19 protein-coding genes and 4 pseudogenes are annotated in these 22117 nt (G+C 62.9%); 5 read left to right on the top strand and 18 right to left on the bottom strand.

Features of this window, described 5'->3' with window-relative positions; translation table 11 throughout:
• Window positions 1-80: 80 nt before the first annotated feature.
• The 13 genes and pseudogenes from GDI_RS12830 to GDI_RS19200 form a co-directional block, all read right to left on the bottom strand.
• Window positions 81-2441 carry a TonB-dependent receptor gene (locus GDI_RS12830; RefSeq protein ID WP_041249440.1) on the bottom strand — a complete coding sequence of 787 codons (2361 nt, stop codon included), beginning with the start codon at window positions 2439-2441 and terminating at the stop codon, window positions 81-83.
• An 89-nt stretch (window positions 2442-2530) separates the two neighbouring features.
• The gene (locus tag GDI_RS12825; RefSeq protein ID WP_041249439.1) at window positions 2531-3982 is read right to left on the bottom strand and encodes an aldehyde dehydrogenase family protein; all 1452 of its coding nucleotides are present in this window, start codon (window positions 3980-3982) and stop codon (window positions 2531-2533) included.
• A gap of 14 nt (window positions 3983-3996) precedes the next feature.
• Window positions 3997-4764 carry an SIS domain-containing protein gene (locus GDI_RS12820; protein WP_012226818.1) on the bottom strand — a complete coding sequence of 256 codons (768 nt, stop codon included), beginning with the start codon at window positions 4762-4764 and terminating at the stop codon, window positions 3997-3999.
• Entirely contained in the window at window positions 4761-5543 is a 783-nt protein-coding gene (locus tag GDI_RS12815) for a nucleoside phosphorylase (RefSeq protein ID WP_012226816.1), read from the bottom strand. The genes GDI_RS12820 and GDI_RS12815 overlap by 4 nt, the downstream gene beginning before the upstream one ends.
• Before the next feature lie 5 nt (window positions 5544-5548).
• Entirely contained in the window at window positions 5549-6427 is an 879-nt protein-coding gene (locus GDI_RS12810) for a carbohydrate kinase family protein (protein ID WP_012226813.1), read from the bottom strand.
• Window positions 6424-6987: a cysteine hydrolase family protein gene (locus GDI_RS12805; RefSeq protein ID WP_012226810.1), complete on the bottom strand. Its 564-nt coding sequence runs from the start codon at window positions 6985-6987 to the stop codon at window positions 6424-6426. The genes GDI_RS12810 and GDI_RS12805 overlap by 4 nt, the downstream gene beginning before the upstream one ends.
• Window positions 6984-7871, bottom strand: a complete 888-nt coding sequence (locus GDI_RS12800; RefSeq protein ID WP_012226809.1) for an ABC transporter permease — start codon at window positions 7869-7871, stop codon at window positions 6984-6986. Before GDI_RS12800 ends, GDI_RS12805 begins: the two co-directional genes overlap by 4 nt.
• Window positions 7868-8902, bottom strand: a complete 1035-nt coding sequence (locus GDI_RS12795) for an ABC transporter permease (RefSeq protein WP_012226808.1) — start codon at window positions 8900-8902, stop codon at window positions 7868-7870. The genes GDI_RS12800 and GDI_RS12795 overlap by 4 nt, the downstream gene beginning before the upstream one ends.
• On the bottom strand, window positions 8899-10371 hold the full coding sequence (locus tag GDI_RS12790) for an ABC transporter ATP-binding protein (protein WP_012226807.1): 1473 nt from the start codon (window positions 10369-10371) through the stop codon (window positions 8899-8901). Before GDI_RS12790 ends, GDI_RS12795 begins: the two co-directional genes overlap by 4 nt.
• Window positions 10368-11426 (bottom strand): BMP family lipoprotein, encoded by a 1059-nt coding sequence (locus GDI_RS12785; RefSeq protein WP_231854119.1) that lies wholly within the window; start codon window positions 11424-11426, stop codon window positions 10368-10370. Before GDI_RS12785 ends, GDI_RS12790 begins: the two co-directional genes overlap by 4 nt.
• Window positions 11326-12156 carry a GntR family transcriptional regulator gene (locus GDI_RS12780; protein ID WP_012553417.1) on the bottom strand — a complete coding sequence of 277 codons (831 nt, stop codon included), beginning with the start codon at window positions 12154-12156 and terminating at the stop codon, window positions 11326-11328. Before GDI_RS12780 ends, GDI_RS12785 begins: the two co-directional genes overlap by 101 nt.
• Window positions 12157-12523: 367 nt before the next feature.
• On the bottom strand, window positions 12524-13288 hold the full coding sequence (locus tag GDI_RS12775; RefSeq protein ID WP_012226804.1) for a DUF72 domain-containing protein: 765 nt from the start codon (window positions 13286-13288) through the stop codon (window positions 12524-12526).
• A gap of 68 nt (window positions 13289-13356) precedes the next feature.
• Window positions 13357-13734 (bottom strand): annotated as a pseudogene (locus tag GDI_RS19200) (FAD binding domain-containing protein); the annotation flags it as partial.
• A 108-nt stretch (window positions 13735-13842) separates the two neighbouring features.
• Here GDI_RS19200 and GDI_RS12770 point away from each other — a divergent pair.
• Both GDI_RS12770 and GDI_RS12765 read left to right on the top strand, forming a co-directional pair.
• Window positions 13843-14946: pseudogene (locus GDI_RS12770) on the top strand (IS256-like element ISGdi8 family transposase); the annotation flags it as partial.
• Between the two features lie 102 nt (window positions 14947-15048).
• The gene (locus GDI_RS12765) at window positions 15049-16104 is read left to right on the top strand and encodes an IS481 family transposase (protein ID WP_231854118.1); all 1056 of its coding nucleotides are present in this window, start codon (window positions 15049-15051) and stop codon (window positions 16102-16104) included.
• Between the two features lie 142 nt (window positions 16105-16246).
• On the opposite strand, the pseudogene GDI_RS20635 reads toward GDI_RS12765, so the two are convergent.
• Window positions 16247-16498: pseudogene (locus GDI_RS20635) on the bottom strand (hypothetical protein); the annotation flags it as partial.
• On the opposite strand from GDI_RS20635, the gene GDI_RS20630 reads away from it, so the two are divergent.
• Together GDI_RS20630 and GDI_RS12755 are read left to right on the top strand one after the other, a co-directional pair.
• Window positions 16426-16662, top strand: coding sequence for a hypothetical protein (locus tag GDI_RS20630; RefSeq protein WP_390614182.1), 237 nt, complete (start codon window positions 16426-16428; stop codon window positions 16660-16662). The pseudogene GDI_RS20635 and the gene GDI_RS20630 sit on opposite strands and share 73 nt — an antisense overlap.
• A complete protein-coding gene (locus tag GDI_RS12755; RefSeq protein ID WP_012553416.1) occupies window positions 16659-16862 on the top strand; it encodes a mandelate racemase in 204 nt (67 codons plus the stop codon). The genes GDI_RS20630 and GDI_RS12755 overlap by 4 nt, the downstream gene beginning before the upstream one ends.
• A gap of 30 nt (window positions 16863-16892) precedes the next feature.
• On the opposite strand, the gene GDI_RS12750 is transcribed toward GDI_RS12755, so the two are convergent.
• The 4 genes and pseudogenes from GDI_RS12750 to GDI_RS12735 form a co-directional block, all read right to left on the bottom strand.
• The gene (locus GDI_RS12750; RefSeq protein ID WP_012226789.1) at window positions 16893-17456 is read right to left on the bottom strand and encodes a ferritin-like domain-containing protein; all 564 of its coding nucleotides are present in this window, start codon (window positions 17454-17456) and stop codon (window positions 16893-16895) included.
• Window positions 17457-17720: 264 nt separating this feature from the next.
• Window positions 17721-18092 carry a YidB family protein gene (locus GDI_RS12745; RefSeq protein ID WP_012226781.1) on the bottom strand — a complete coding sequence of 124 codons (372 nt, stop codon included), beginning with the start codon at window positions 18090-18092 and terminating at the stop codon, window positions 17721-17723.
• Between the two features lie 63 nt (window positions 18093-18155).
• Entirely contained in the window at window positions 18156-19670 is a 1515-nt protein-coding gene (locus GDI_RS12740) for an FAD-dependent oxidoreductase (RefSeq protein WP_012226779.1), read from the bottom strand.
• A gap of 39 nt (window positions 19671-19709) precedes the next feature.
• Window positions 19710-20728 (bottom strand): annotated as a pseudogene (locus GDI_RS12735) (SDR family oxidoreductase).
• Between the two features lie 324 nt (window positions 20729-21052).
• Here GDI_RS12735 and GDI_RS12730 point away from each other — a divergent pair.
• Window positions 21053-21835 (top strand): SDR family NAD(P)-dependent oxidoreductase, encoded by a 783-nt coding sequence (locus GDI_RS12730; RefSeq protein WP_012226771.1) that lies wholly within the window; start codon window positions 21053-21055, stop codon window positions 21833-21835.
• The last annotated feature ends 282 nt before the right edge of the window (window positions 21836-22117 follow it).

Raw genomic sequence — 22117 nt, 5'->3', positions numbered from 1 at the left:
CCTCGGTTCTGAGCCAGGGTCCGGAGGAGTAAGTAGACCTCGCTTCAAATCGGGGGCATTTCAGGGGGGCGGGGTTCTGTTCAATAGGCGATCTGCACCGACCCGATCATTGCAAATCCGGATCCGACAAAATACGTGGCAGGAGATCCGGTAATTTTGCCGTAGGTTCGCGCATTTAACGTGGGATAGGCAACGCCCGACAGAAAATGCGTATCGCCGATATTGATGAAATTTAATCGAAACTCGGGCGCTTTGGCAATCCAAACGTGTTTCGCGCGCACGCCCAATGCCAGATCGCCCGTAATGTATCCGGGCATTTTTTCGTCGTTCATGAAGGACCCATATTGGCTGCCGGTATATTTCATGCTGCCATTAGCGAAAAATGTACCGTCATCGTAGGAAAGTCCCACCGCGGCCTGCCATGCCGGACTGCGCACCGCGATCTTGCCTGCCGTCGGCAGCGTGCCGTTGGCCGTCACCATGTTATTGTCGATCGTCGCGTGCAGGTATTCAGCTGACGCATAGGGACTGAAATGGTGATAGGGGCGCATGCCGATTTCCGCATCGAATCCGCGTGATGTCTGACCGCCGGCGTTCATGTAGGTCGAGACCAGGCTGCCATTTTCATTCACGACCGTCGCGATCTGGCGATTGGTGAAATTGTAATTGTAGAACGTGAGGGATCCGATGAATGCACCCTGGTAGCGATATCCCAGTTCCTCCTGGATCGAATATTCGTTTTTCAGCTCCGTATTCGGGATGCTCACGACTTTGCCGCTCGTAATGCTGTAGGCATCATACAGGTTGCTGGTCGAGGGCGGCCGGAAGTTTCCGCTGGCCGACGCGAAGATCTGGTGTTCTGGCGCCGGGCGAAAGCTGATCGAGAATTGCGGCAGAGGCGCGGACGTGTTGTCGCTGACCGTGCTCTGCGGTCCCGGCAGGTAATTTCGTCCCTTGCGGTCGAACATCATTTCCTTGAAACCCGCGCCAATCTGAAGACGGTCCTGCAGAAGGGAGATATGATCGCCGATATACAGGCCGTTGATCTGGGTTTGGGTGTAATTGTCGCCGGACAGCAGTTCGGTCCCGTCTGGATATTTGACGCTGTAGCCACCCATGGCGTTCGCGGCTTCGCCGGTCGGGCCCAGTGCGGCAAAGGGCTGCTGCACGGCGTTGGTCTGATAGCTGTACCAGTACCCGAACGTGATGTCGTTATGTGCTACGTGGTAATGAAGCGCCGTATTGATCCCGTAGCTGTATTCCTGCTCCAGATATTGCCCCAGTGCATTGAACTGACCGTTGATGGCACCCGGAACATTCAGGTTCCCGGGCAGATAGGTCGTGCCAAGATAGTTTCCTGATTCGTTTACGAGCGTGCCACCGGGATAATAGCCGCTGCCCCAGTAGAAATAGGGAGAAGCATCAAGTGTCAGTTTCCGCACCAAGGTGAATTTCGATGGCATGCTGATGATCAGGTCGTTCCAGCCACCAATAAAGGACTTCCAGTAGTTCGTCGCTCCGGGTGTGAACGTTCCGGCATAATTGGCGGAGTAGCCCAGCGCGTTCCATTGCGACATCGTGGGTTCCTCGTAATAGGCCACGTCGCGGCTATTGTACGAGCCGAACAAGCTGACGCGATTGGCCGTCCCCCACTCCTTCAACAGTTTGAAATCCACATGGCGTCGATGGTTCCGGCCGGGTCCATGGGAATTCTTGCTGCTGGCACCGGAGAAGGAGACAAAAGCCTTCACGCCGCTGTTGCCAAGCTCACCCGTGTCAAGACGAATGAAATCGCGATTCGTGTTGAACGTGCCATAGGCCGCATCGGCCAGTATGCCGAATTTCTTCGATGGGTCGCGGATGGTTACCGTCATGACGCCGCCGGCCGCTGTATATACGGGGTCCGACAGGCCCGCTGCCCCCTGAGCCAGCGAAATGTTCGAAATATTTTCGGAATCCGCCCATTCGGATGCGTCCTGGATATAAATGCCGCTGTCGTTCAGCGGATATCCTTCCATGACATAGCCGATTTCGTCCTGGCCAAGCCCGCGGATCGAGATTGTCGACTGGTCGGACAATCCGATGGGGTCGGACCCGCCGACATTCGCGCCTGGCAGCAGTTTGACAAGCTGCAGCGCACTGGTTCCGGGCGCCTGCTTCTGGATGTAGTCAGCCGACACCGAACTTTGGGAACGCGGCGCGGTCTCGCGCCGAATCAGGCCGGCTCCCGTACCAGGCCCCGTCACGCCGTTGGTGGCGTCGGTGCCGTTCGACGTGACGACAATCTGTTCCGGCGACCGGGACGGCGGCGCGGGGTCGGTCTTTCCGCGGGATGAACGCGAACTGTTTGACGGCTTGGTATTGGCAGTGTCCTGCGCCCAGACATGTGTCCCGGAATAAAGGACGCACAGAGGGAGTATGACGGCGAGTCGTCTCGACATGACAAAGTCCCTTTTCTTCACGCCACAATGGGGCATTTAATTCGATATCGTAACAATATCAACGCAATGCGAGCTTTCCGCCCGACTTGTCACAGGGGTAGCGGCCGGACACGCATGCGGACATGTTTCGTTTCGCGATACGTTGCCAGGCCTTCCGGCCCCAGTTCCCTTCCGAAGCCACTCATCTTCCAGCCGCCGAATGGCGCCTGGAGCTCGCTGACATCGTTTACGTTTATTCCGATGCCACCAGCCTCGATTCGATCCGCGACGGCCCAGGCGCGTTCCAGGTCGCGGCCGTAGATGTAAGCGGCCAGGCCGAAGGGAAGCGCGTTCGCCACCTCGATGGCTTCGGCGATCGTGTCGAAGGAACGGATCGCGGCGACGGGGCCGAACGTCTCCTGGGTCATGACCAGCGCATCGTCGGGAACGCCGTCGAGAACCGCTGGCTGAAAGAAGTAACCAGCGTCAAGACCATCCTGTTCGGGAATGGTACCGCCACAGAGCAGCCGGCCACCGCGATGCAGTGCGTCCTCGATGTGCTGCGCGGCCCGCGCACGTACCGGCTCGGCCAGTACCGGTCCGTAGAGCGTGCCCGGTGCCATGCCGTGACCGAGGCGAATGGCCTGCGTCGCTTCGACCATGGCGGCGCGGAACCTGTCCAGGACCGGCCGTGCGACCAGAATACGATTCACCGCAATGCAGATCTGTCCCATGTTGGAGAAGCTGCGTCGCACTGCGGCAGTCGCGGCTTCCTCGATATCGGCGTCGTCGAGAACGAGAAGCGGACACTGGCCGCCGAGTTCGAGGGCCACCCGCTTGAGGTTTCCGGCCGCTTGTCGCATGATGGACTGGCCTGCGGGCACGGATGCCGTGGCCGAAATCAGCCGAATGTCGGGATGGGCCGCCAGCGCTGCGCCGACATCCGGCCCGTCGCCTGGAATGTCGTTCAGCACCCCTGGCGGCAATCCGGCATCGGACAGGCAATGGACGATTTCCGCGATCGCCAGCGGCGTTTCCGGTGGTGGCTTGACGACCATGGCGCATCCCGCAGCCAGGGCGGGGGCAATCTTCCAGACGTAGAGATCTACCGGATAGTTCCACGGTACGATCGCAGCGACGACACCCACAGGTGCATCCGTGACCAGGCTACGCAGATCCGGACGGACTGATGGGCGAATTGTTCCGCCCAGGCGTCGTGCTTCCTCGGCATAGTAGTGCAGGACCTCGACACCGAACAGAATTTCCTTGCGGGAGTCGGCAACGGGCTTGCCCTGCTCACGGGTCAGGATTTCCGCGATCCTGTCGACACGTTCGGTGATCAAGTCCGCCGCGCGGTGCAAAATCCGTGCCCGCCGATCGGGTTCCGTGCCCCCCCATCCCGATTGGGCACGCAAGGCCGCGACAACAGCGCGCGGGACATCCTCCGCCGTCGCCAACGCGGTGACGCCGACATCGGCGCCGGTTGCAGGATCGCGAATGGTTCGCCGCTTTCCGCGAACGGCGTCGACCCATGTGCCATTGATGAACAGCAGTCGCGTCATGTCTCGACCCTTTCTCAGCGTCCGCGCAGGCGACGCCACAGTTCGGCGTAGTTCCGGTCATTCTGCTGCGTGGCGCTCGCCTTGTGTTCCGTGTTCGGATTGACCATCACGAACGGCTGAATGCCACGCCTGACCAGTTCCTCGGCGGTAGCCGAGACGATGGCATGCGCGACGGCAATCGTCAGGCTGGTCGAACTGGCACCCACCGGCGCATCCAGTCCAGCGATGCGCAGGCTTGCGTCGGCCTTGGGCACCCCCGTATCGATCACCACATCCGCGACCTCGAACAGCCGCTTTCCCGACGAGTGGCGCGATTGCGTGGTCGAGGAGTGCGGGAGCGAGGTAACGGCGATAACCGCCATACCCTGCGCCTGCGCCTCAAGCGCCATGTCAAGGATCACGGCGTTGATACCGGAATGCGAGAACAGGATGAGCGTGTCACCCGGAAGCAGTTGATGCGATGACAGGATCGCCTTGCCATAGCCTTCGACCGCGTGAATGAAACGGTATTGCCGCGCCCCCTGGTCGCCCAGCACGCGATGGAACGAGATCATGCTGCTTTCGACGATCGGCCGGAATCCGGCGATTGTCCCTGTCCGTGGAAACGTCTCGATCGCGGGGAGCGCCCCATGGCCGGTTCCGAAGGTGAAGACCAGCTTGTCGTCCGCGATGCTGTCGGCACAGAGCCGCGCCGCGCGCCGAATGGCATCGTGCTGCGTCGTCTTGACGAATTCGAGACGCGAGGCAAGAACATCGAAATATTCGTTGATGATATCGGTCATGAGTCTGTCTCCTCTTCCTCGTGAAAGGAGGCGTTCGAAACACTGTCGAGCGCGATCTGGAACAGTTCGTGTTCGGTGGCGGTCGTGGCGGCTGCGTCCAGCTTGGCTTGGGTTACGGGGTCAACAGTGGCCATGCACAGGCTCGAAACACGCGCATCCAGCATGCGTCCCGCGACCAGAAGGGCGGACGTCTCCATGTCGGCTGCGATCAGGCCGTAGTTCCCGATATCGGCCAGCAGTTCCGGACGGACCCGCTGGCGCGCGCCGGGCAGGGTGAACATCTCCGAGTAGAAACCGTCATAGCTTGCGAAGACCCCTGAATAATAGGGGTGTTTTCCGGATTTCAGGCGATCGAGAATCACCTCGTTCAGGGAACGGTCGGCCAATGCCGGATACCCCGCCGGGGCATAGCTGGCCGAAGTTCCTTCGCGGCGCAGGGCACCTTCCGCAACCACGAAATCACCCAGGGAAACCGGTCCGGCCGCCATCGCGGTGCCGATGCGCAGAAAAAGCCCGACCCCCAGAGCGCGCAGTTCCTCCATGACCACCACGGCGATCGGCGCCCCCATTCCGAAGGCGGTTACCGTGACCCGCCGGCCGGCGTGGGTGCCGGTGATGGTCTGCAATCCCCTGCTGATCGGCACGCGATGCACATCGTCCAGTAGAAGGGCGATTCTATCGACGCGGGCCGGATCTCCGACCAGGATCGCCACCTTGCCGACGTCCGCGGACGTCGCGCCGATATACCAGGCCGTTTTTATATCTTCGCGTTCTGACATGTTCCTTAGGCTCTCTTGTCGTTTTGCCGTTCGGACAGCATGGCTCGCGCGGCCTCCATGCCGGCGCCCAGCGCAGTATCCGGATCGGCGTTGTCGCGTATCAGGGCGGCCAGCATGCCGCCTGCCAGCGTGTCGCCGGCCCCTGACGGGTCGATAACCGTCACGGGATTCGTCATCCGGTGCCTGCTCACGCCGTTACTGCGGATGCAGGCACCGTCTCGCCCCCGGGTCTCGATCAGGATCTGTCCCGGTCGGGCGGGGGCATCGCGTCCGGCCTTCGCCACCATGTCGGCTTCGGCCAGGCTGCTGAAAATGATGTCGGCGCGGCCTGCGATTTCCGCCGCCAGGTCGCAGGGAAAGGCATCGGCATCGTTCTTCGCGATCCAGGCCAGCATCGCGTCCGGTCTGGCATGGCGCAGCGCCTGGCGGATCATCCCGGCAGGGGCAACGCTCAGGCACACGCACTCCGCCTGTTCCAGCAGCGCGATCTGTCGCCCGGACAGGTGTGCCGGCTCCGTGCCGTCGGGATTGCGCAGCGGCTCGTAAAGGCAGGCACATTCGCCGGTCGCGTCATAGATCATCGCGGTAACCGGCGTCCGGGCTCCGGCAACGACATCGAGACAGCGCACGTCTGCGCCGTCGGCCTGCAGGGCGGTGCGATAGGCTGATCCCAGCGCGTCGTCACCGACCTGGCTGATGATCGCGGGGTGGGCGATGCCACCCCGGTTCATCGCGCGGGATACGAAGGCCGGGGCCCCGCCGACACGCGGCCATCCGTCGGTCGGACGCGCGCGGATCAGGCTGGTACGGCCAGGCGTGATCGCGCCACCCAGCACGATGACATAATCCATGCTGGCATAGCCGAGGACGGCGACGCGGCTCATCCCAGCATCTTCTCGGCTTCGGTTGCCGACACGACCTCGCCGAAATACCGCGCGATGTCTTCCAGCGATGCTTCGGCCAGGTGGGGGCGATTGGAACTGGTCGCCTCACGCGGAACGATGGGGGTGAAGCCATGGGCGAAGGCATCCTGCACGGTGGCGCGGATGCAGCAATTCGTCTTGACGCCGACGATGATGAGATGGGTTACATTCTGCTCATGCAGGAACAGGGCCAGATCCGTGGCGAAGAAGGCGCTGTACCGACGCTTGTAGATGACGGCCTCGGCCGGTCCGGCAGGCTCGAACCCGGTGACGAAATCGGTGCTCGGGTCGCCTTCCAGATGGTGAATCGGCAGTTTCTTCCACTCGAAATCATCGTGGAACGTCCGGTGCCGTTCGGCGGCATGGATGACGAGATGCCCATGCTGCCGCGCCGCGCGCAGCATGGTCGCAATGACAGGCAGGACGTCTTCGGCGCCCGGATAGTAATTGGGTTCACCCGGATCGAAAAACGAGTTGATCACGTCGACCAGAAGCAGCGCGATCTTGCGTCGCGAAGTCATGTTTTCAGTCCTTTCAGCATGCGCTGGAGGTTGGGCTGATGACGGTTGGCGACGGCCTGGGCGCCCAGCACGCAGATCACGGCCAGATAGGGCGCGGCCTGCGCCAGCGCTGTCGGCAATCCGTCGGCCTGTGCATGGATGGCGGCCTCGGTCAGCAGGCCCAGCATCAGGCACGCCGCCGCCGTGGAGAAGGGACGCGCCCGGCCGATATAGAAAGCCGCCAGCGCCATGAAGCCGCGTCCGTTTGAAATATTCGTGCTGAACGCGCCGACGATCCCAAGAGAAAGGTCCGCTCCGGCCAGGCCGGCCAACACGCCCGCTGCGATCGTGGCGGCGGCCTGCAGACGTTTTGGGTCGAAACCCAGGGCTGTCGCCGCACCCGGTGACTCGCCCGCCGCGCGCAGACGAAGTCCCAGCCGATGATGACGGAGAAACCAGGCGCAGGCCGGGACAAGGCTCCAGGACAGCAGCGTCAGCGCATCGAGCGTTCCAAGTTCCGGTATCGCAACGACTGGAAGGCGTCGCGCCGCAGGAAGGGACAGCAGTCCCGTAACGCCGAAGGCGAGCTTGACGACCAGGCGGCATACGGCCTGCGCGCTCATGTCGAAGCCCAGGCCCGTCACGATCTGGTCTGTGCGGGCAAAGCGGATGACAGCCGCCATCAGGGCTGCGGTCCCCCCGCCGGCGATCGCGGCACCTGCCACCCCGCCCAAGGATGAACCCGTCACCGCCGACGCGACTTCTCCGGCAAGGGCGCCGGCCAGGATGAACGAGTCCAGTCCGACGTTCACCGTGCCGCCCTGGCGGTTGATCGCTCCGCCAAGGGCGGCAAGGAGGATCGGCGTCGTCGCGGCAAGCGCGTCATGAAGGAACGTCAGGCTCATTCCGCCCCCCTTGCCAGGGACGACATGTCGGGACGTCCGAACGTCAGGCGCGCGGACGAGAAAATGATGACGCTTCCGACGATCAGGTCCACGACCTCTTCGGGCAGGCCGGCCAGAAGCTGGACCCCGATGCCCGCCACGTTCAGCGCCCCCAGTGCCATGGCCGCCACGGCCATAGGGAAGGCATGATTCGCGCCCAGAATCGCCACGGCCAGCCCCATGAAGCCGTAATTGGAGGAGAAACCCGCGACGAAACGATGCAGATTGCCCAGGACGTGCAGCCCGCCTCCCAGGCCGCCGACGGCGCCCGAGACGACCATGGTCCCGATCAGGAGACGGGTGCGCGGCAGGCCGACGGCAGCAGCGAAACGCCGATTGCGTCCCATGATCCGCGTCTCGAACCCCGATACCGTGTAGCGCGCCCAGAGTCCGTACGAGACGATGACGAGGAGACCAACGAAAAAGCTGCCGTCCAGGGTACCGGATGCCAGCAGATGGGGAACACGCGATGCCACGGGAACCATGGCCGTTGCGGAATTCGCCGAACCCGGGGCAAGGAAGAATTGTTGCACGAGGCCGTCGGCCACCGCCTGCGCCACGAAATTGAGCATCAGAGTGGTGACGATCTCATCCACGCCGAGGCAGGCATACAGGACCGCCGGAAGAACCATCCAGGCCGCCCCGGCACCCATGCCCGCCAGCAGCGTCATCGTGACAAGGAAAGGGGACGGCAGGATTGGCAGATACGTCGCCGTGACCGCTGACGTCAGGCCACCCAGCACGAAACACCCTTCTATCCCGACATTGAAGATGCCGCTGCGGAAGGACAGCGCGGCCGCGACCGCCGTCAGGATCAAAGGTGCCGCGGCCGAACAGGTTTCGGCCAGGGCGGCCGCGCTTCCGAATGCGGCCTGCACGATCACGGACAGGACATGCATCGGGTTGAAGCCGCTGAGCGTGATGATCGCGGTGGCGAACATCAGCGCCAGCAGCGACGATGTCAGCCAGTAGAGACGAAGCGCTCCGTTCATGCCGCATGCACGGGCAGCAACCGCCCGTCCTCGCGCAGTTGAAGAACGCGCGAAGCCAGCGCCTCGACTTCGTCCCGGTCCTCCGAAACCATGACGACGGCGCCCCCGGATTCGACGAAATCGCGCAATACGCCGTGAATGAAGGCAATTCCGGCCAGATCGACGCCGCGGGTCGGCTGCGCGACCAGCAAGATGCGGGACGCACCGTCCAGTTCGCGCGCCAGGGCGACGCGTTGCTGGTTGCCGCCCGACAGGACGCCGACCGGCAGGTCGTCGGCCGGCCGCCGGACCGAAAAGCGGTCCAGCAATGCCGCGGTATGCGCGCGAATGGCGGCATGATCCAGAATCCGCAGCCGGCTGAAGGGTCGGACGCGATGGCGGCCCGCGATGGCGTTGTCGCGAATGGACATATCCCGGCACAGACTTTCCGTGGCGCGATCGGCGCTGAGATATCGGATGCCGGCACGCCGGCGCGCCGTCACGGAGCAGGCGGTGATGTTCCGCCCGTCGATGGAGATTGTGCCGGCCGCCGCGCGGCGCAGGCCGGCCAGAACCTCGAGAAGCTCAATCTGCCCCCGGCCGGGCGCACCGGTTATCGCCAGTATCTCGCCAGCCCGGATATCGAGGGAAATATCCCTGGTACGAACGACGCCGCTATCGTCGGTGACGCATACGCCGCGCGCCGTCAGGCACACCTCGCCCGCGACCTGCTCCGCGGGGGCTGTAAAGACGATATCCTCTCCTGTGACTTCGCGCATCAGAAGGTTACGGTCGGCGCTGATGCGCTCGATCGTGGACTGATGGCGCCCTTCCCGAAGAACCGTAATCCTGTCGGCAATATCGAGGACTTCGTTCAGACGATGACTGATGAACAGGATCGTGCGCCCGTTATCGCGCAAGCGACGCAGAATCCCCAGAAGCGAGGCGACCTGTTCATGCGCCAGAACCGCGCTGGGTTCGTCCAGAATCAGGATGTCCGCGCCGCGATACAGGATACGGAGAATCTCGATAACCTGCAGAACATGAAGCGGTGTCGCCGACACGGTCGCGTCCCAGTCGACCGCGACGCCAATCGTGCGTGCCAGTTCCTCGGCCGCGCAACGCGCTGCCTTCCAGTCGACCACACCGGACCGGCCGACCGGCTCCGCGCCGAGAACGAGGTTTTCCAGAAGCGTCAGGCCGGAAACAAGATTGAACTCCTGGTGGACCATGCCGATTCCATGGCGGAACGCAACCTGCGGTGAGGACAGGACAACCCGTTGGCCATCGATCAGGATGTCGCCACCGGTGGGCTGGCACAGTCCCTGCAGCATGCGCATCAGGGTCGTCTTTCCCGCGCCATTGCCCCCCAGGAAGGCGTGAATCGACCCCCGATGGATCTGAATCGAAATGTCGTCGTTGGCGACGAACGTGCCGAACAGACGGGTCAGGCCGCGCGTCTCGATACGAATGGGCGGCAACGCGTTCATTGATAGAAATCCGGATAACCCTGGGCGGTTACGTCCCAGACATGAACATGATCGTTCAGGATATCGCTCCGTGCCCGTGCGACGTCGGACAGGACATCCGGAGGCAGGATTGCACGCGTGAAACGCATGTCGCTCAAGCCGATGCCTCCGCTGGCCAGGCCCATGCGGATCACGCCGTCGTCGGGCAGCGTTCCGTCATGCCATGACCGCACGACATTTCGTACGGCCAGGTCTGTATGTTTGACCATGCTGGTCAGGACATGCCCCGGCGCAAGACCGTCCTCGTCCTGGTCGACGCCGATGGCGTAGCGGTTCATGTCCCGCGCCGCCCGTATGGCGCCTATCCCTGTCGTGCCGGCGACGGCATAGATGATACCGACGCCACCGCGATACATGGCACGCGCCATTTCGAAGCCGAGGGCCGGATCTCCAAAAGAATTGGCATAAGCGACGTGAATCGTGATTTTCGGGTCTATGGATCGTGCGCCCTGGATGAAGCCGACGATGAACTTATCGATCCCCGCCGACCGTACGCCGCCGATCACGCCCAGGCCGGCATGGCGATCCAAGCCCGGCAGCGCACGGTCGCGCAGGGATGCTGCCGCCAGGACCCCGGCCAGGTATGATCCCTCCTGTTCCTGAAACAGGATCGATGTGATGTTGGGTCCATGCACAACCTGGTTCAATGTCACGAAACGGCAGCGCGCGAATTGCGGCGCGACTTCGGCGATGACCGCACCGTGGGCGTATTCCAGGTCGACAATCAGTCCGAATCCCGCCGCCGCGGCCTGACGCAGGATATCGGCGCCCTCGGATACGACCGAGGCGGTTTCCACGATGCGCCCCGTGACACCGATGTCACGAACACCCTGCAGAAAGCCTGCGGTACCCAGATCGTTATAGGACTGGTCGCCCAGGCCGCCCTGGCCGACGACCAGGACGGCATGCGGGGCTTCAGCGCTTCTTGCCGGACAGCTTGCGGCCGGCAAGGCGCCCGCGACCGAAATCGAGACCAGGACCGCCGTCAACTGTGGATGACGCATCCGTCTTGTCATTGACAGGCTCCCTATCCGCCGTGGCATTCCTGATCAATCGTGATTCGTAATAATAATGGCGAGCGTCATAGACCGCCTCGACCATATCGAGCAGTCGGCCGGAAGCGTCGAAGGACTGGCGATGCACGACGATCAGAACGGCGGGATCGTTCAGGCCGAGCAACACCTGTTCGTCGGGCGTGGCCAGGCGACCGCTCAGCCGTTCGGAGGCGCTTGCTACCGGGTAACCATGCGTCGCCAGAAACCTGTAGAACGAAAAATCCTCGCGCGCCGCGATCTGTCTGGTCAGACCGGTTGCGGTCACCAGTTCCTCGGGCACCACCGAATGGTGGCGGGCAATAGGCACGCCGTCGACGTAGCGCAGGCGGTCCATGACCGTGACCGGGCCATCGCTTTCGAAGGGCGGCACGCCGTTCCCGGGCCATTTCTCGAAGGCGCATAGACGGTGCGTCGCGACCCGTCCCGCGGCTTTCACTGCCTCGGTAAAGCTTAAAAGCATGCCCGGGGTCCTACGCAGAGGCCGATCCGCCACGAAGGTGCCTGCCCCCTGGCGCCGAACGACGAGCCCTTCGTCAACGAGTGCCTCGACCGCGCGGGAGACGGTAAAGCGGCTGACGCCCCAGGCGTTCGCCAAGGCCGGTTCGCTCGCCAGTTTTGTGCCGGGCTTGCTCGCGTCGATTTCCTGACGGAGACGTTCGGCGATCTGTTGATATAGCGGAGATGGAACCATGGGGCCTTCGCAAGCTGTCTGCAACCTGACCGGTTGTCCAGTCAACTATGCAGACTGGTACGCAGGAGGCAAGACATTTCGTTCGATATCGAGATGAATGTGGCTGTGCCATTTGTTAATGAGCTGAATTAAAATCATTATCCCTGTCGAGAATCGCTTTGATCCTCGGCTGAGCACGCGGAAATGCCGTCCGATGTTCATGAAAAGGGTGACGGTTCCACGGACATGGCCGGCTCCTGGTTTGGCTGAGAGGAGTTCAAGCGTGGACAGCCCCGCGTTCCATCCCGAACTGCTGGCGGTGGATGGATACTGTCTGCGATGACGTCACGGGAGCCAACGAAACAGACGGCTCCCTGCCGTTGAACCATCAGCTTCTATCGGTCACTGAACGAGCCATTTCCGAGTTTGTATTAACGAGAGCGTCTGCAAGCTGAAACGCGTTCTGCGTGGCGGCGCCAAATGTGGTGTTGTCGTAGATCGTCCAGATATCGGCGCCGCGTTCGGCGAGTGAAGCAACGACTTTCGCGTGGGCTTCGATGGCGTCTTTCCCATAAGGTGACTCGTAGATGCGGGGGGAGCCGTGCAGGCGAAAATAGGCGAGGCCGCCCCAGCCTCCGGGTTGCGCCGCACGCAATGGCTTGGCCGGGTCCGCCGCGACCCGTGATACCTGCTGCCTGCGTAACATGTGGTCGACCTCGGGCTGGAACCAACTGGCATGTCTCGGTTCCAGAACGACAGATCCAGTGATCATACCCTTCAGATCATTGATGAATTGTTCGGCGGCATCGCCGGGATAGGCGAAACTCGGAGGAAGCTGAACCAGGATGGGACCACGCTTGTCGCCCAAGCCACCCGTTTCCTCGGCAAAGCGTTCGATGAGCGACCGACAATCGATCAGGCGGCGCTCATGCGTGATCGTCCTGGGCAGTTTGACGGAGAAGCGGAACTCGGGCGGGACGCTCGCCGCCCAGCGCTGATAGGTCGTGCGCCGGTGCGGTCTGTAGAAACTGCTGTTGATCTCGACAGCAGAAAAGCGCGCGCCATAGCGTTCAAGGTGTGTGCCGACCGATGGAAACTGCCCGGCAAGCGCGGGTGGGATCGACCAGCCAGCGACGCCGACGCGAATGGACATGAACCGCTCCTCCTACGACCAACTGTGGCGGAAACGGGGCCCCTCGCCGGCGCCTGTGCCGCACATGCCGATTTCACCCACGCCCTTGACCCCCAGCGGACTGACAGCAACGTCCCGGCATCCGGGACGCACCAGGGCCTCGTCCCCACGCCGCCAAGCGCGATGCAGCCGCGCTGGATCATACCGTCCTCGATCTGCAGACCGACGGCGACCGAGACGATTGCGAAAGCGAAGGAGAGCCGGTCGCGAATCTTGAGGTAGGTATAATAATGGCAGCGTGTCCGTTGGTTCAGGTTGCCGCCGTTGGTCGCCACGTTCCCGATCTGCGGGCTGGCACCGGCGAGAATGGCGGAGGTCAGAAGGGGGGACAACCTAGCCATGAGGGGATGGGCCGCGGTATCGGCATTGGTGGCAAGGGCACCAAGGTGCAGGCCCCCCTGGCTCATCGAAGGCTGTGTCCCGAGGTGTGGTGTAGGAGCGAGTCTGGCTGCTGAGGCGGCCATCGCCGGTCTTTGATAGGGTTCGGGTGCGAACTGAACCTGAAGGACCTGACGATGACCGACGAGAAGATGGCGCTGCTGGAGCTTGTGGAGCAAGCGTCGGATGGCGATTTTGTTCGTGAGATGCTGGCGTTCGCTGCCGATCGGATGATGGAGATGGAGGTTGAGGCCGGGACCGGTGCGCCGCTTGGCGCGCGTTCGGCCTCCCGCTCGACCCAACGCAACGGCTACCGCGCTCGGAACTGGGACACCCGGGCGGGCACGGTGGAGCTTGCGATCCCGAAGCTAGGCAAGGGCAGCTATTTCCCGACCTTCCTGGAGCCGCGGAAAACGGCGGAAAAGGCACTGCTGGCGGTCATCCAGGAAGCCTACGTCCAGGGTATTTCCACGCGATCGGTCGATGATCTCGTCCGCGCGATGGGCGCCGGGGGCATCTCCAAAAGCCAGGTCAGTCGTCTGGTGGGCGAGATCGACGAACGGGTCAACAGCTTCCTGTCTCGGCCGATCGAGGGCGAATGGCCGTATCTCTGGATCGACGCCACCTATCTGAAACTGCGCCAGGGTGGCCGGATTGTCTCGATTGCCGTGATAATCGCCGTGGGCGTAAATACGGACGGCCGTCGTGAGGTGCTCGGCGTGGCGACGGGACCGTCCGAAGCGGAAGCGTTCTGGACGGATTTCCTGCGCTCCCTGGCCGATCGCGGCCTGCGCGGCGTGAAGTTGGTGGTGGCCGACGCGCATGCCGGACTGCGGGCCGCGGCCGGTCGCGTGTTCAATGCGACCCTGCAACGCTGCCGGGTGCACTGGCTGCGCAATGCGCTCGCCCATGCCCATGCGAAGCAGCGTCCTGCCATCTCGGCCCTGTTGCGCACGATCTTCACGCAGGAAACCGCCGAGGATGCGTCACGCCAATGGCGGCACGTCACCGACAAGCTGCGCGAAGGCTTTCCGAAGCTGGCCGAATTCATGAAGCGGACGGAAGTGGACGTGCTTGCCTACATGGGCTTTCCTCGGGAGCATTGGACGCAAATCTCGTCGACGAACCCGATCGAGCGGGTGAACAGGGAGATCAAGCGTCGCTGCGACGTCATCGGCATTTTCCCCAACGATGCCGCCATTATCCGCCTCGTCGGCGCGCTGATGTGTAGAAGTCTCGACTAAATCTGACGGATGGTGTCTGCTGAAGCTCAACCAGGGCTGCGGCGGGGGCGGAGTGGCCGGGCGACGCAGCCCCCGCCGCAGCCATCGGAGGATATCCTCATGACCCGTGACCAGAAGATCATCCGCGCCAAAGTTGGCCTGCTGGAACTATCGAAGCAACTGGGCAACGTCTCCCAGGCCTGCAAGATGATGGGGTATTCGCGCGACAGCTTCTACCGCTTCAAGGAGCTCTACGACAAAGGCGGCGAAATCGCGCTCCAGGAACTCTCCCGCCGCAAACCCTTGCTGAAAAACCGCGTCGAGCCGGCGGTTGAGGAAGCAGTGGTCGCGATCGCCATCGAACAACCGGCCTGGGGCCAGGCCCGCGTGGCCAACGAACTGCTCAAGCGCGGCGTCACCGTCTCTCCTTTCGGGGTGCGCAGCATCTGGCTGCGCCACGACCTCGCTACCATGAAGCTCCGCCTCAAGGCGCTCGAAGCCAAGATGGCCCAGGAACGGCTGATCCTCACCGAAAGCCAGCGCGGCCCTGGAGAAGGCCAAGGCCGACAAGGAGGCCTGGGGCGAGTCGAGACCGAAGTCCCGGCTATTGCGGCGCCCAGGATACCTTCTATGTCGGCACCCCTGAAGGGCGTCGGTCGCGTCTACCAGCAGACCTTCGTCGATACCTACAGCAAGGTCGGCTTCGCCAAGCTCTATGATCGCAAGACCCCGGTTACCGCTGCCGACCTGCTCAACGACCGCGTCATCCCCTTCTTCGAGCTGCACGATCTCCCGCTCCAGCGCGTGCTGACCGACCGGGGCACCGAATTCTGCGGCTCTCATGACCGCCATGAATACGAACTCTATCTGGCGGTGGAGAACATCGACCATACCCGCACCAAGGCGCGCAGCCCGCAGACCAACGGCATCGTCGAGCGCTTCCACAAGACCATGCTCGACGAGTTCTATCGTGTCACTTTTCGCCGCAAGATCTACGACAGCATCCACGAACTCCAGGCAGACCTCGACGAATGGATGGATGACTTCAACCGCAATCGCACCCACCAGGGACGATACTGCTTCGGCAAAACCCCGATGCAAACCTTCCTTGACGCAGCCCACCACGCCCGCGAAAAAGATATCGGGCGCCACGTCGAACACCACATGAACGCGTAGCATCCACGCCGGCCACTTCAAGCCGTCCGTCAGATTAAGTGCAAACTTCTACAGCTGATGCTCGAACAGAACGACGAGTGGGCGGTCTGCCGACGTTACATGACGCTGGAAGGACTGGCCGCCATCAGCCATAATCCCACAATCAGCCTGCCCGCCGTGGCCGCCTGATAACCTCGAACCCTTCGAGGAACGGTGCTCCTACACCACACCTCGGGACACAGCCCTCATCGAAAGAGACTTGAGATCGGCCACGTGTGCAGGACGCTCGACATCCGATTTCATGAGATCGATCCTCAACCCGCTTGCGGATGCGCTGGCTGATTGCGTAGCCGGGATGGCGCGTGGTGCGACCATCGATGGAAGATCGTCTGCCTGACAGGTTCTGGGCCACGTGAAGCGCGCACCGATCCCAACGTGCCGCCCCTGCCGCCGCACATCACGTTGCAGCAGGCCAGGGAATTCCTGTCCTCGCTTCCTGCCGAGCCCGAGCGTACAAGCGTCATTCTCGGTTCGGCCAAGGAAATGCTGGCTTCGATCCTGCCGTCCCGGAAGCCGTGAGTCGTCCGGACTTCCAGATCGACGGCGTCACGGCGCAAGCCTTTACCCTTCCGACGGACGGACCGGAAGCGGCGATCATCATCGTGCATGTCCAGGCGGGCGAGCGCGTCGGTTTCGGCTACACCTATTCCGACGCCACGGTAGCCCGACTGATCGAAGACACCCTGAAGTCGAAGATCGTCGGCCAGCACCGAGTCTGAGGCCCGGAGGATGAAACCGATCAGGGCCGGTCAGGAGAGGAACGGAACACCTTCATGGGCCACCAGCAGGTCGTGGAGGTCGGTGGCATGGTCTTCCTCGTCCGCCAGGAATCCTTCGAGCATGATGCGGGTGGTCGGATCGTCATCGCCGAAATAGCGGATAAGCTCCTGATAATGCTCGATCACGACGCGCTCGGCGATCAGGTCCTGCTTGACCATCTCGACGAGATTCCCACCGTTGCCGTATTCCGTCGCCGAGCGTGTGGCCAGTCCTTCCGGATTGAAGTTCGGGACCCCGCCAAGCTGGTCAATCCGCTGAGCCGCCGCCAGCATGTGCTTGCGCTCGGACGCTGCGTGTTCGGCAAACTCGCGGCCCACGCTCTCGCTGGTCAGGCCCTCGACCGAAATGGAATGCATGGTGTAGCGCAGGACACAGACAAGTTCGGTGGCGACGACCGCCTGAAGAAGCTCGATCGTCTTCTTTACGTCCCCCTTGTAGGACGGCATTACGGCTCCGTCATCGAGAGACTTCTGCGCCCGTTCGCGCAGGGTCTTCACGTCGGAGAGGAAAGCATTCTTCGTATCAATGGTCATGGCCGGGTTCCCTTCGTCTGAGACATGAATTCGTAACGTCGTGATGGCGAAAGGTTGCATGCAACCTGGATGGGCGTTTATTGGCAAATTCTTATTATTGATCAGAAAAATCCGTCCGATACCTTCAATTCCTGCTGCGACAGCTACGCAGTTCACGCGATCTGCTGTGGACTGGCACCGGTATGATGATTGTGGAAGGCCCGACAGGGCGGTGCTCCGGACATGGTGGCGGAGCGGCCTTGATGACTGTCGGTGCCTTTCCGGTCAGGCCCTGACGAAATCTTCGTGCGCGCGCAGCTTGTGTGTTGCCTGCGGCAACTGTTCCTGCAACGCCTGAACCGTGGCCGATTTCGTCAGGCCGGTCTGCGAGGCAAAGGTGTCGAGGATATCCTCGGGCACCAGAGCCGTAACGGTCTCCTCGGACGTTTCCTGCGGCAGGCGTTCCATCAACCATTCCTTGACTTCCGCTTCGACGCCGACGTTTCTGGCACGCGTCATCAAGCCGTCCTTCCCGGTTGAAACGAGATATGCGCCAAGGAGACTGGACAGACCCGAATGGTCGCCGGCCGCCCCCGTCACGACGTCGGAAACTTTGCTGATGGCGCTGGTCGCGATGGATGTTTTGTCGTTGGTCATGCCAACCTCCTGCTATTGTCTATTCCTGTGAATGTTCTTGGCGGGCGCGTACTGGTGGCGCCCTTACTCCAGCCTGCCGGACAGCACGGCGTGCGCCGTCACGTCCGGACGTCCCGCCGTGACCAGGCCGACGCAGCGGCCGTTCCGGGCCAGACGCGCAACGAAATGAAGCGCGTCCAGATCGCCTTCGATGGTCACGTCGTCGAATGGTTCATGATAGCCCGCATATTCGATCTTGCTTCCGAATTGCTGGGTCCAGAACCAGGGAAGAAAACGCGAAGGCCCGGATCGACCCGTGATCGTCCGCGCGGCCTGACGGCCCTGCACCTGTGCCGAGCGCCAGTGCTCGATCCGGACGCGGCTGTCGCCATGCGTGATGCGTGCACAGTCCCCGGCGACGGAGATGCCGGGAAGGGCCTGCATGCGGTCGTCGACATCGATGCCGCCATCCGGGGCCGCCAGTGCCGCCGCGAAACCGGTAGCGGGTTGCACGCCGACACCCACCAGGACGATTTCGTCTTCCAGACTGGTACCGTCGTCGAGAGAGACCCTCTCGACACGCTGGTCTCCCTCCATTCCGACGATGCGTCGTCCACCGCTGTAGACCACGCCGTTTTCCTCATGCAGGCGCCGCAGCCGCGCGCCGACCTCGCGGCCGAACATTTTCGCGAACGGGATATCGTCCGGTGCGATGATCGTTACCTGCATGCCCCGGGATGTCAGCGATGCGGCGGCCTCCATGCCGATGAAATTTCCCCCGCTGATCACGACCCGTCCGTTCGGAGGACAGGCCGCGAGCATTCGCTGTGCATCGACTGTCTGCCGAAGCGTGAATACGCCCGGCAGATCGGCACCGGGTACGTCCAGGGGGCGGGGAGTGGAGCCGGGGGCAAGCAGCACATGATCGGCCGCCAGAACCCGCCCGTCCGCCAGCGTGATGGCGCGCGACGGCGCATCCAGTGCCACGACCAGGCCCACGACGCGATCGATGCCGTGATCGGTCCAGAAGCCGTCCGGACGCAGTAACGGGGGCATGTCACCGTCGGCCTTGCCGGCCAGTACGGCCTTGGTCAGCGCCGTGCGATCGTAAGGCGCCGCATCCTGACTATCGACCATGGTCACCGAGCCGGCAAAGCCGAATTCGCGCAGCGAGACAGCGGCGGCGACACCGGCGGCTCCGGCCCCCACGATCAGGACGCTCTGCGCCGGCCCCTCGGTCCCGGACGATAGCGGGCGTGCGCCGAGGGAGACAAGGACGCGCCCGTCGCGGATCTCGGTCGGGTAGGATGCCAGAGGATCAAGGGCAAGGGGCTCGAGCAGCCGCCCATCCTCGACCGAAAAGATCGCCTTGTGCCATGGGCAGACCAGCCGGTCGCCGCATACGACACCCTTTTCCAGCGGCGCGCCCTTATGCGGGCATTCCGCGGCAAGGGCACGCACCTGCCCGTTCTCCCGCTGAAGCAGAAGCACCGGGTGACCCTCGACCTCCACACGGCGCGCAATGGCGGGATCGAGATCTTCAAGGGGCGCGACGTCGTGCCACGGCGCGTCACGGCGATATGGACTGTCTTGCGTCACTGGATATCCTCTCGAAACAGATGATCGGCGCGGCCGCCATTATGGCAGTCCGACCCCTCCATTCACGCCGACGACCTGGCCCGTCATGTAGCTGGCTTCGGCGGAGGCCAGTTGTACATAGACGGGCGCGATTTCGGCCGGCTGTCCCGGGCGGCCCATCGGCACGTCGGTGCCGAATTTCTCGACATTTTCTATCGTCTGGCCACCACTGACCTGCAGCGGGGTCCAGAATGGGCCGGGTGCGATGGCGTTGACCCTGATGCCGCGCCTGACAAGCTGCTTCGCCAATCCTTTCGCGAAGTTGGCGATTCCTGCCTTCGTGATCGAATAATCAAGAATGTTGCTCGATGGATTGTAGGCATTCGTCGAGGCGGTGAAGATGATGGCTGATCCGGGCTTCATGCGCGGGATCGCCGCCTTGGTCAGCCAGAAGAGCGCATAGAGATTGGTTCGGAGCGTCCAATCGAAATCCTCGGTGCTGACTTCAAGGATATCGTCATGCGTGTGCTGCCGTCCCGCGCAATTCACGAAGATGTCCAGGCCGCCCAGTTCCGTCGCGGCGCGGGCGATGAGGTCCTGGCAGAATGCCTCGTTCCGGATATCGCCCGTCAGCCCCACGAACTTGCGTCCCGCCTGCTGCACCAGCGCCTGGACGTCCCGTGCATCACTTTCCTCCTGCGGCAGGTAATTGATGGCGACGTCGGCGCCTTCCCGCGCATAGGCGATCGCGGCGGCGCGGCCCAGGCCGGAATCTCCTCCGGTAATCAGGGCTTTCCGTCCGGCAAGGCGTCCGCTGCCCCGGTAGCTGTGCTCCCATGGTCGGGACGCGGGTCCATCTTCGATGCCAGGCCGGGCCACGGCTGCGGTTGCGCCTTGAACGGGGCGTGTGGAAACAGTCCCCGGGGATCGGCAAGCGGGACGGCGGCCGCAGTCGGTGCGTCGGCTGCGGCTGCACGCTGACCGAAGCCCGACGCGCCCGCCACGGCCGCAACGCCGGCGGCTTGGATCAGCCGGCGGCGCGACGAATCATGGTTCCGGTTGTTGCTGTCGTCAGTCATCGGCACTCCTTTCGTGCTGCGAAACCGCCACGGGACGACATGACGTCGCCGCCCGGACAAGCGGCATCTGCCCCCGGAATTCTGTCGGGGGACGATGCGGGCAAGATCTCTCCGCAGGCACATGTCCGGCGGCGGCCCATTGGTTGGCACTCTTTTGCATACGCAGGCCGCGGACATTCGTTCCGGCCGATACGGCAACGCCGCCATGCGCCAGGTGGGAAGGAGACGCATACGCCCGCCCGCCGGGGAGCGACCTGAAAAAGAAGGTCAACCTGACCGGCCTTCGCCCGTTGGGTGGTATCCACCCCATCGCAGGAGACGAAAATGCCCGTACAGGGAGCACGCCCGGACAATTCGCCATCTGGGCGCATCCAGGACAAGGTTGCCGTGATCACCGGTGCAGCCAACGGCATGGGCCGCGCGACGGCGGAACGTTTCGCGGCCGAGGGCGCGAAACTGGTCCTGGCCGACCTCGACAGGGAAAAGCTGGAAGCCCTGGTGGCCGAGATCGCGGGGCGCGGTATTCAGGTGACAGGCGTGCCCGGCGACGTCAGCCGCGAGGCCGACATGCAGGCTCTGATGGATGAAGCCGTCGCGCATTTCGGCCGGATCGATATCCTGATCGCCAATGCCGGTATCATCCCGGAGGCCGACCTCGCGTCCGCCACCGTCGATCTGTGGGACCACACGATGGCTGTCGACGGACGCGGCATGTTCCTCAGCTGCAAATATGCCGCGGCCGAAATGGTAAAGGCGGGAAAGGGGGCCATCGTCTGCCTGTCGTCGATTTCCGCCTTTGCGGGACAGAAAGGCCAGGCTGTGTACGGCCCGGCGAAATTCGTGGCGTCCGGGTTGACCAAGCACCTCGCCATCGACCTTGCCGACAAGGGCGTGCGCGTCAACGCCGTGGCCCCGGGTACGATCGACACGCCCGCCGTGGCCAAGCTGGGCAAGGAGGGCATCGCGAAAGTGGTCGCCATGCACCCGCTGGGCCGCATGGGAAAGCCAGAAGAAGTCGCCAGCGCGATCCTGTTCCTGGCATCGGACGAGGCATCCTTCATCACGGGTGCCGTCCTGCCGGTGGATGGTGGATATCTCGCCCAGTAATCGTGCGGTAACCGTTCCGCATCAGCGGCGGGCAGGCTGAGGCCGTGCATGCGACTGCCGCCCGTGGGGAGCCGAAGGATAGCGACCTGATCGGCGTGATGCCTCAGTCTCCCTGATCGGCGTGGGGCTGGCGGTCGGTACCATGGGGGCCCTGCTTTCGAACTTTGTCGGGGGCCTATTGACGTCCGCCTATGGCTTCAATGCGGCATTCCTGGCCCTGGCAGGAAGTGGAATTGCCGTGTTTCTCCTGTTCCTGTTCGCTATGCCCGAAACCCGGGAAAC

The sequence above is a fragment of the Gluconacetobacter diazotrophicus PA1 5 genome (genome assembly GCF_000067045.1).
GTDB classification, from domain to species: domain Bacteria; phylum Pseudomonadota; class Alphaproteobacteria; order Acetobacterales; family Acetobacteraceae; genus Gluconacetobacter; species Gluconacetobacter diazotrophicus.
The sequence above is the reverse complement of the archived record's forward strand: the minus strand, read 5'-3'. Positions and strand labels throughout refer to the sequence as shown.

Bases quoted from the DNA above. Each gene is read 5' to 3' on its own strand.
- GDI_RS12830 (WP_041249440.1), bottom strand. From the start codon at position 2,441: ATGTCGAGACGACTCGCCGTCATACTCCCTCTGTGCGTCCTTTATTCC.
- GDI_RS12825 (WP_041249439.1), bottom strand. From the start codon at position 3,982: ATGACGCGACTGCTGTTCATCAATGGCACATGGGTCGACGCCGTTCGC.
- GDI_RS12820 (WP_012226818.1), bottom strand. From the start codon at position 4,764: ATGACCGATATCATCAACGAATATTTCGATGTTCTTGCCTCGCGTCTC.
- GDI_RS12815 (WP_012226816.1), bottom strand. From the start codon at position 5,543: ATGTCAGAACGCGAAGATATAAAAACGGCCTGGTATATCGGCGCGACG.
- GDI_RS12810 (WP_012226813.1), bottom strand. From the start codon at position 6,427: ATGAGCCGCGTCGCCGTCCTCGGCTATGCCAGCATGGATTATGTCATC.
- GDI_RS12805 (WP_012226810.1), bottom strand. From the start codon at position 6,987: ATGACTTCGCGACGCAAGATCGCGCTGCTTCTGGTCGACGTGATCAAC.
- GDI_RS12800 (WP_012226809.1), bottom strand. From the start codon at position 7,871: ATGAGCCTGACGTTCCTTCATGACGCGCTTGCCGCGACGACGCCGATC.
- GDI_RS12795 (WP_012226808.1), bottom strand. From the start codon at position 8,902: ATGAACGGAGCGCTTCGTCTCTACTGGCTGACATCGTCGCTGCTGGCG.
- GDI_RS12790 (WP_012226807.1), bottom strand. From the start codon at position 10,371: ATGAACGCGTTGCCGCCCATTCGTATCGAGACGCGCGGCCTGACCCGT.
- GDI_RS12785 (WP_231854119.1), bottom strand. From the start codon at position 11,426: ATGACAAGACGGATGCGTCATCCACAGTTGACGGCGGTCCTGGTCTCG.
- GDI_RS12780 (WP_012553417.1), bottom strand. From the start codon at position 12,156: ATGGTTCCATCTCCGCTATATCAACAGATCGCCGAACGTCTCCGTCAG.
- GDI_RS12775 (WP_012226804.1), bottom strand. From the start codon at position 13,288: ATGTCCATTCGCGTCGGCGTCGCTGGCTGGTCGATCCCACCCGCGCTT.
- GDI_RS12765 (WP_231854118.1), top strand. From the start codon at position 15,049: ATGACCCGTGACCAGAAGATCATCCGCGCCAAAGTTGGCCTGCTGGAA.
- GDI_RS12750 (WP_012226789.1), bottom strand. From the start codon at position 17,456: ATGACCATTGATACGAAGAATGCTTTCCTCTCCGACGTGAAGACCCTG.
- GDI_RS12745 (WP_012226781.1), bottom strand. From the start codon at position 18,092: ATGACCAACGACAAAACATCCATCGCGACCAGCGCCATCAGCAAAGTT.
- GDI_RS12730 (WP_012226771.1), top strand. From the start codon at position 21,053: ATGCCCGTACAGGGAGCACGCCCGGACAATTCGCCATCTGGGCGCATC.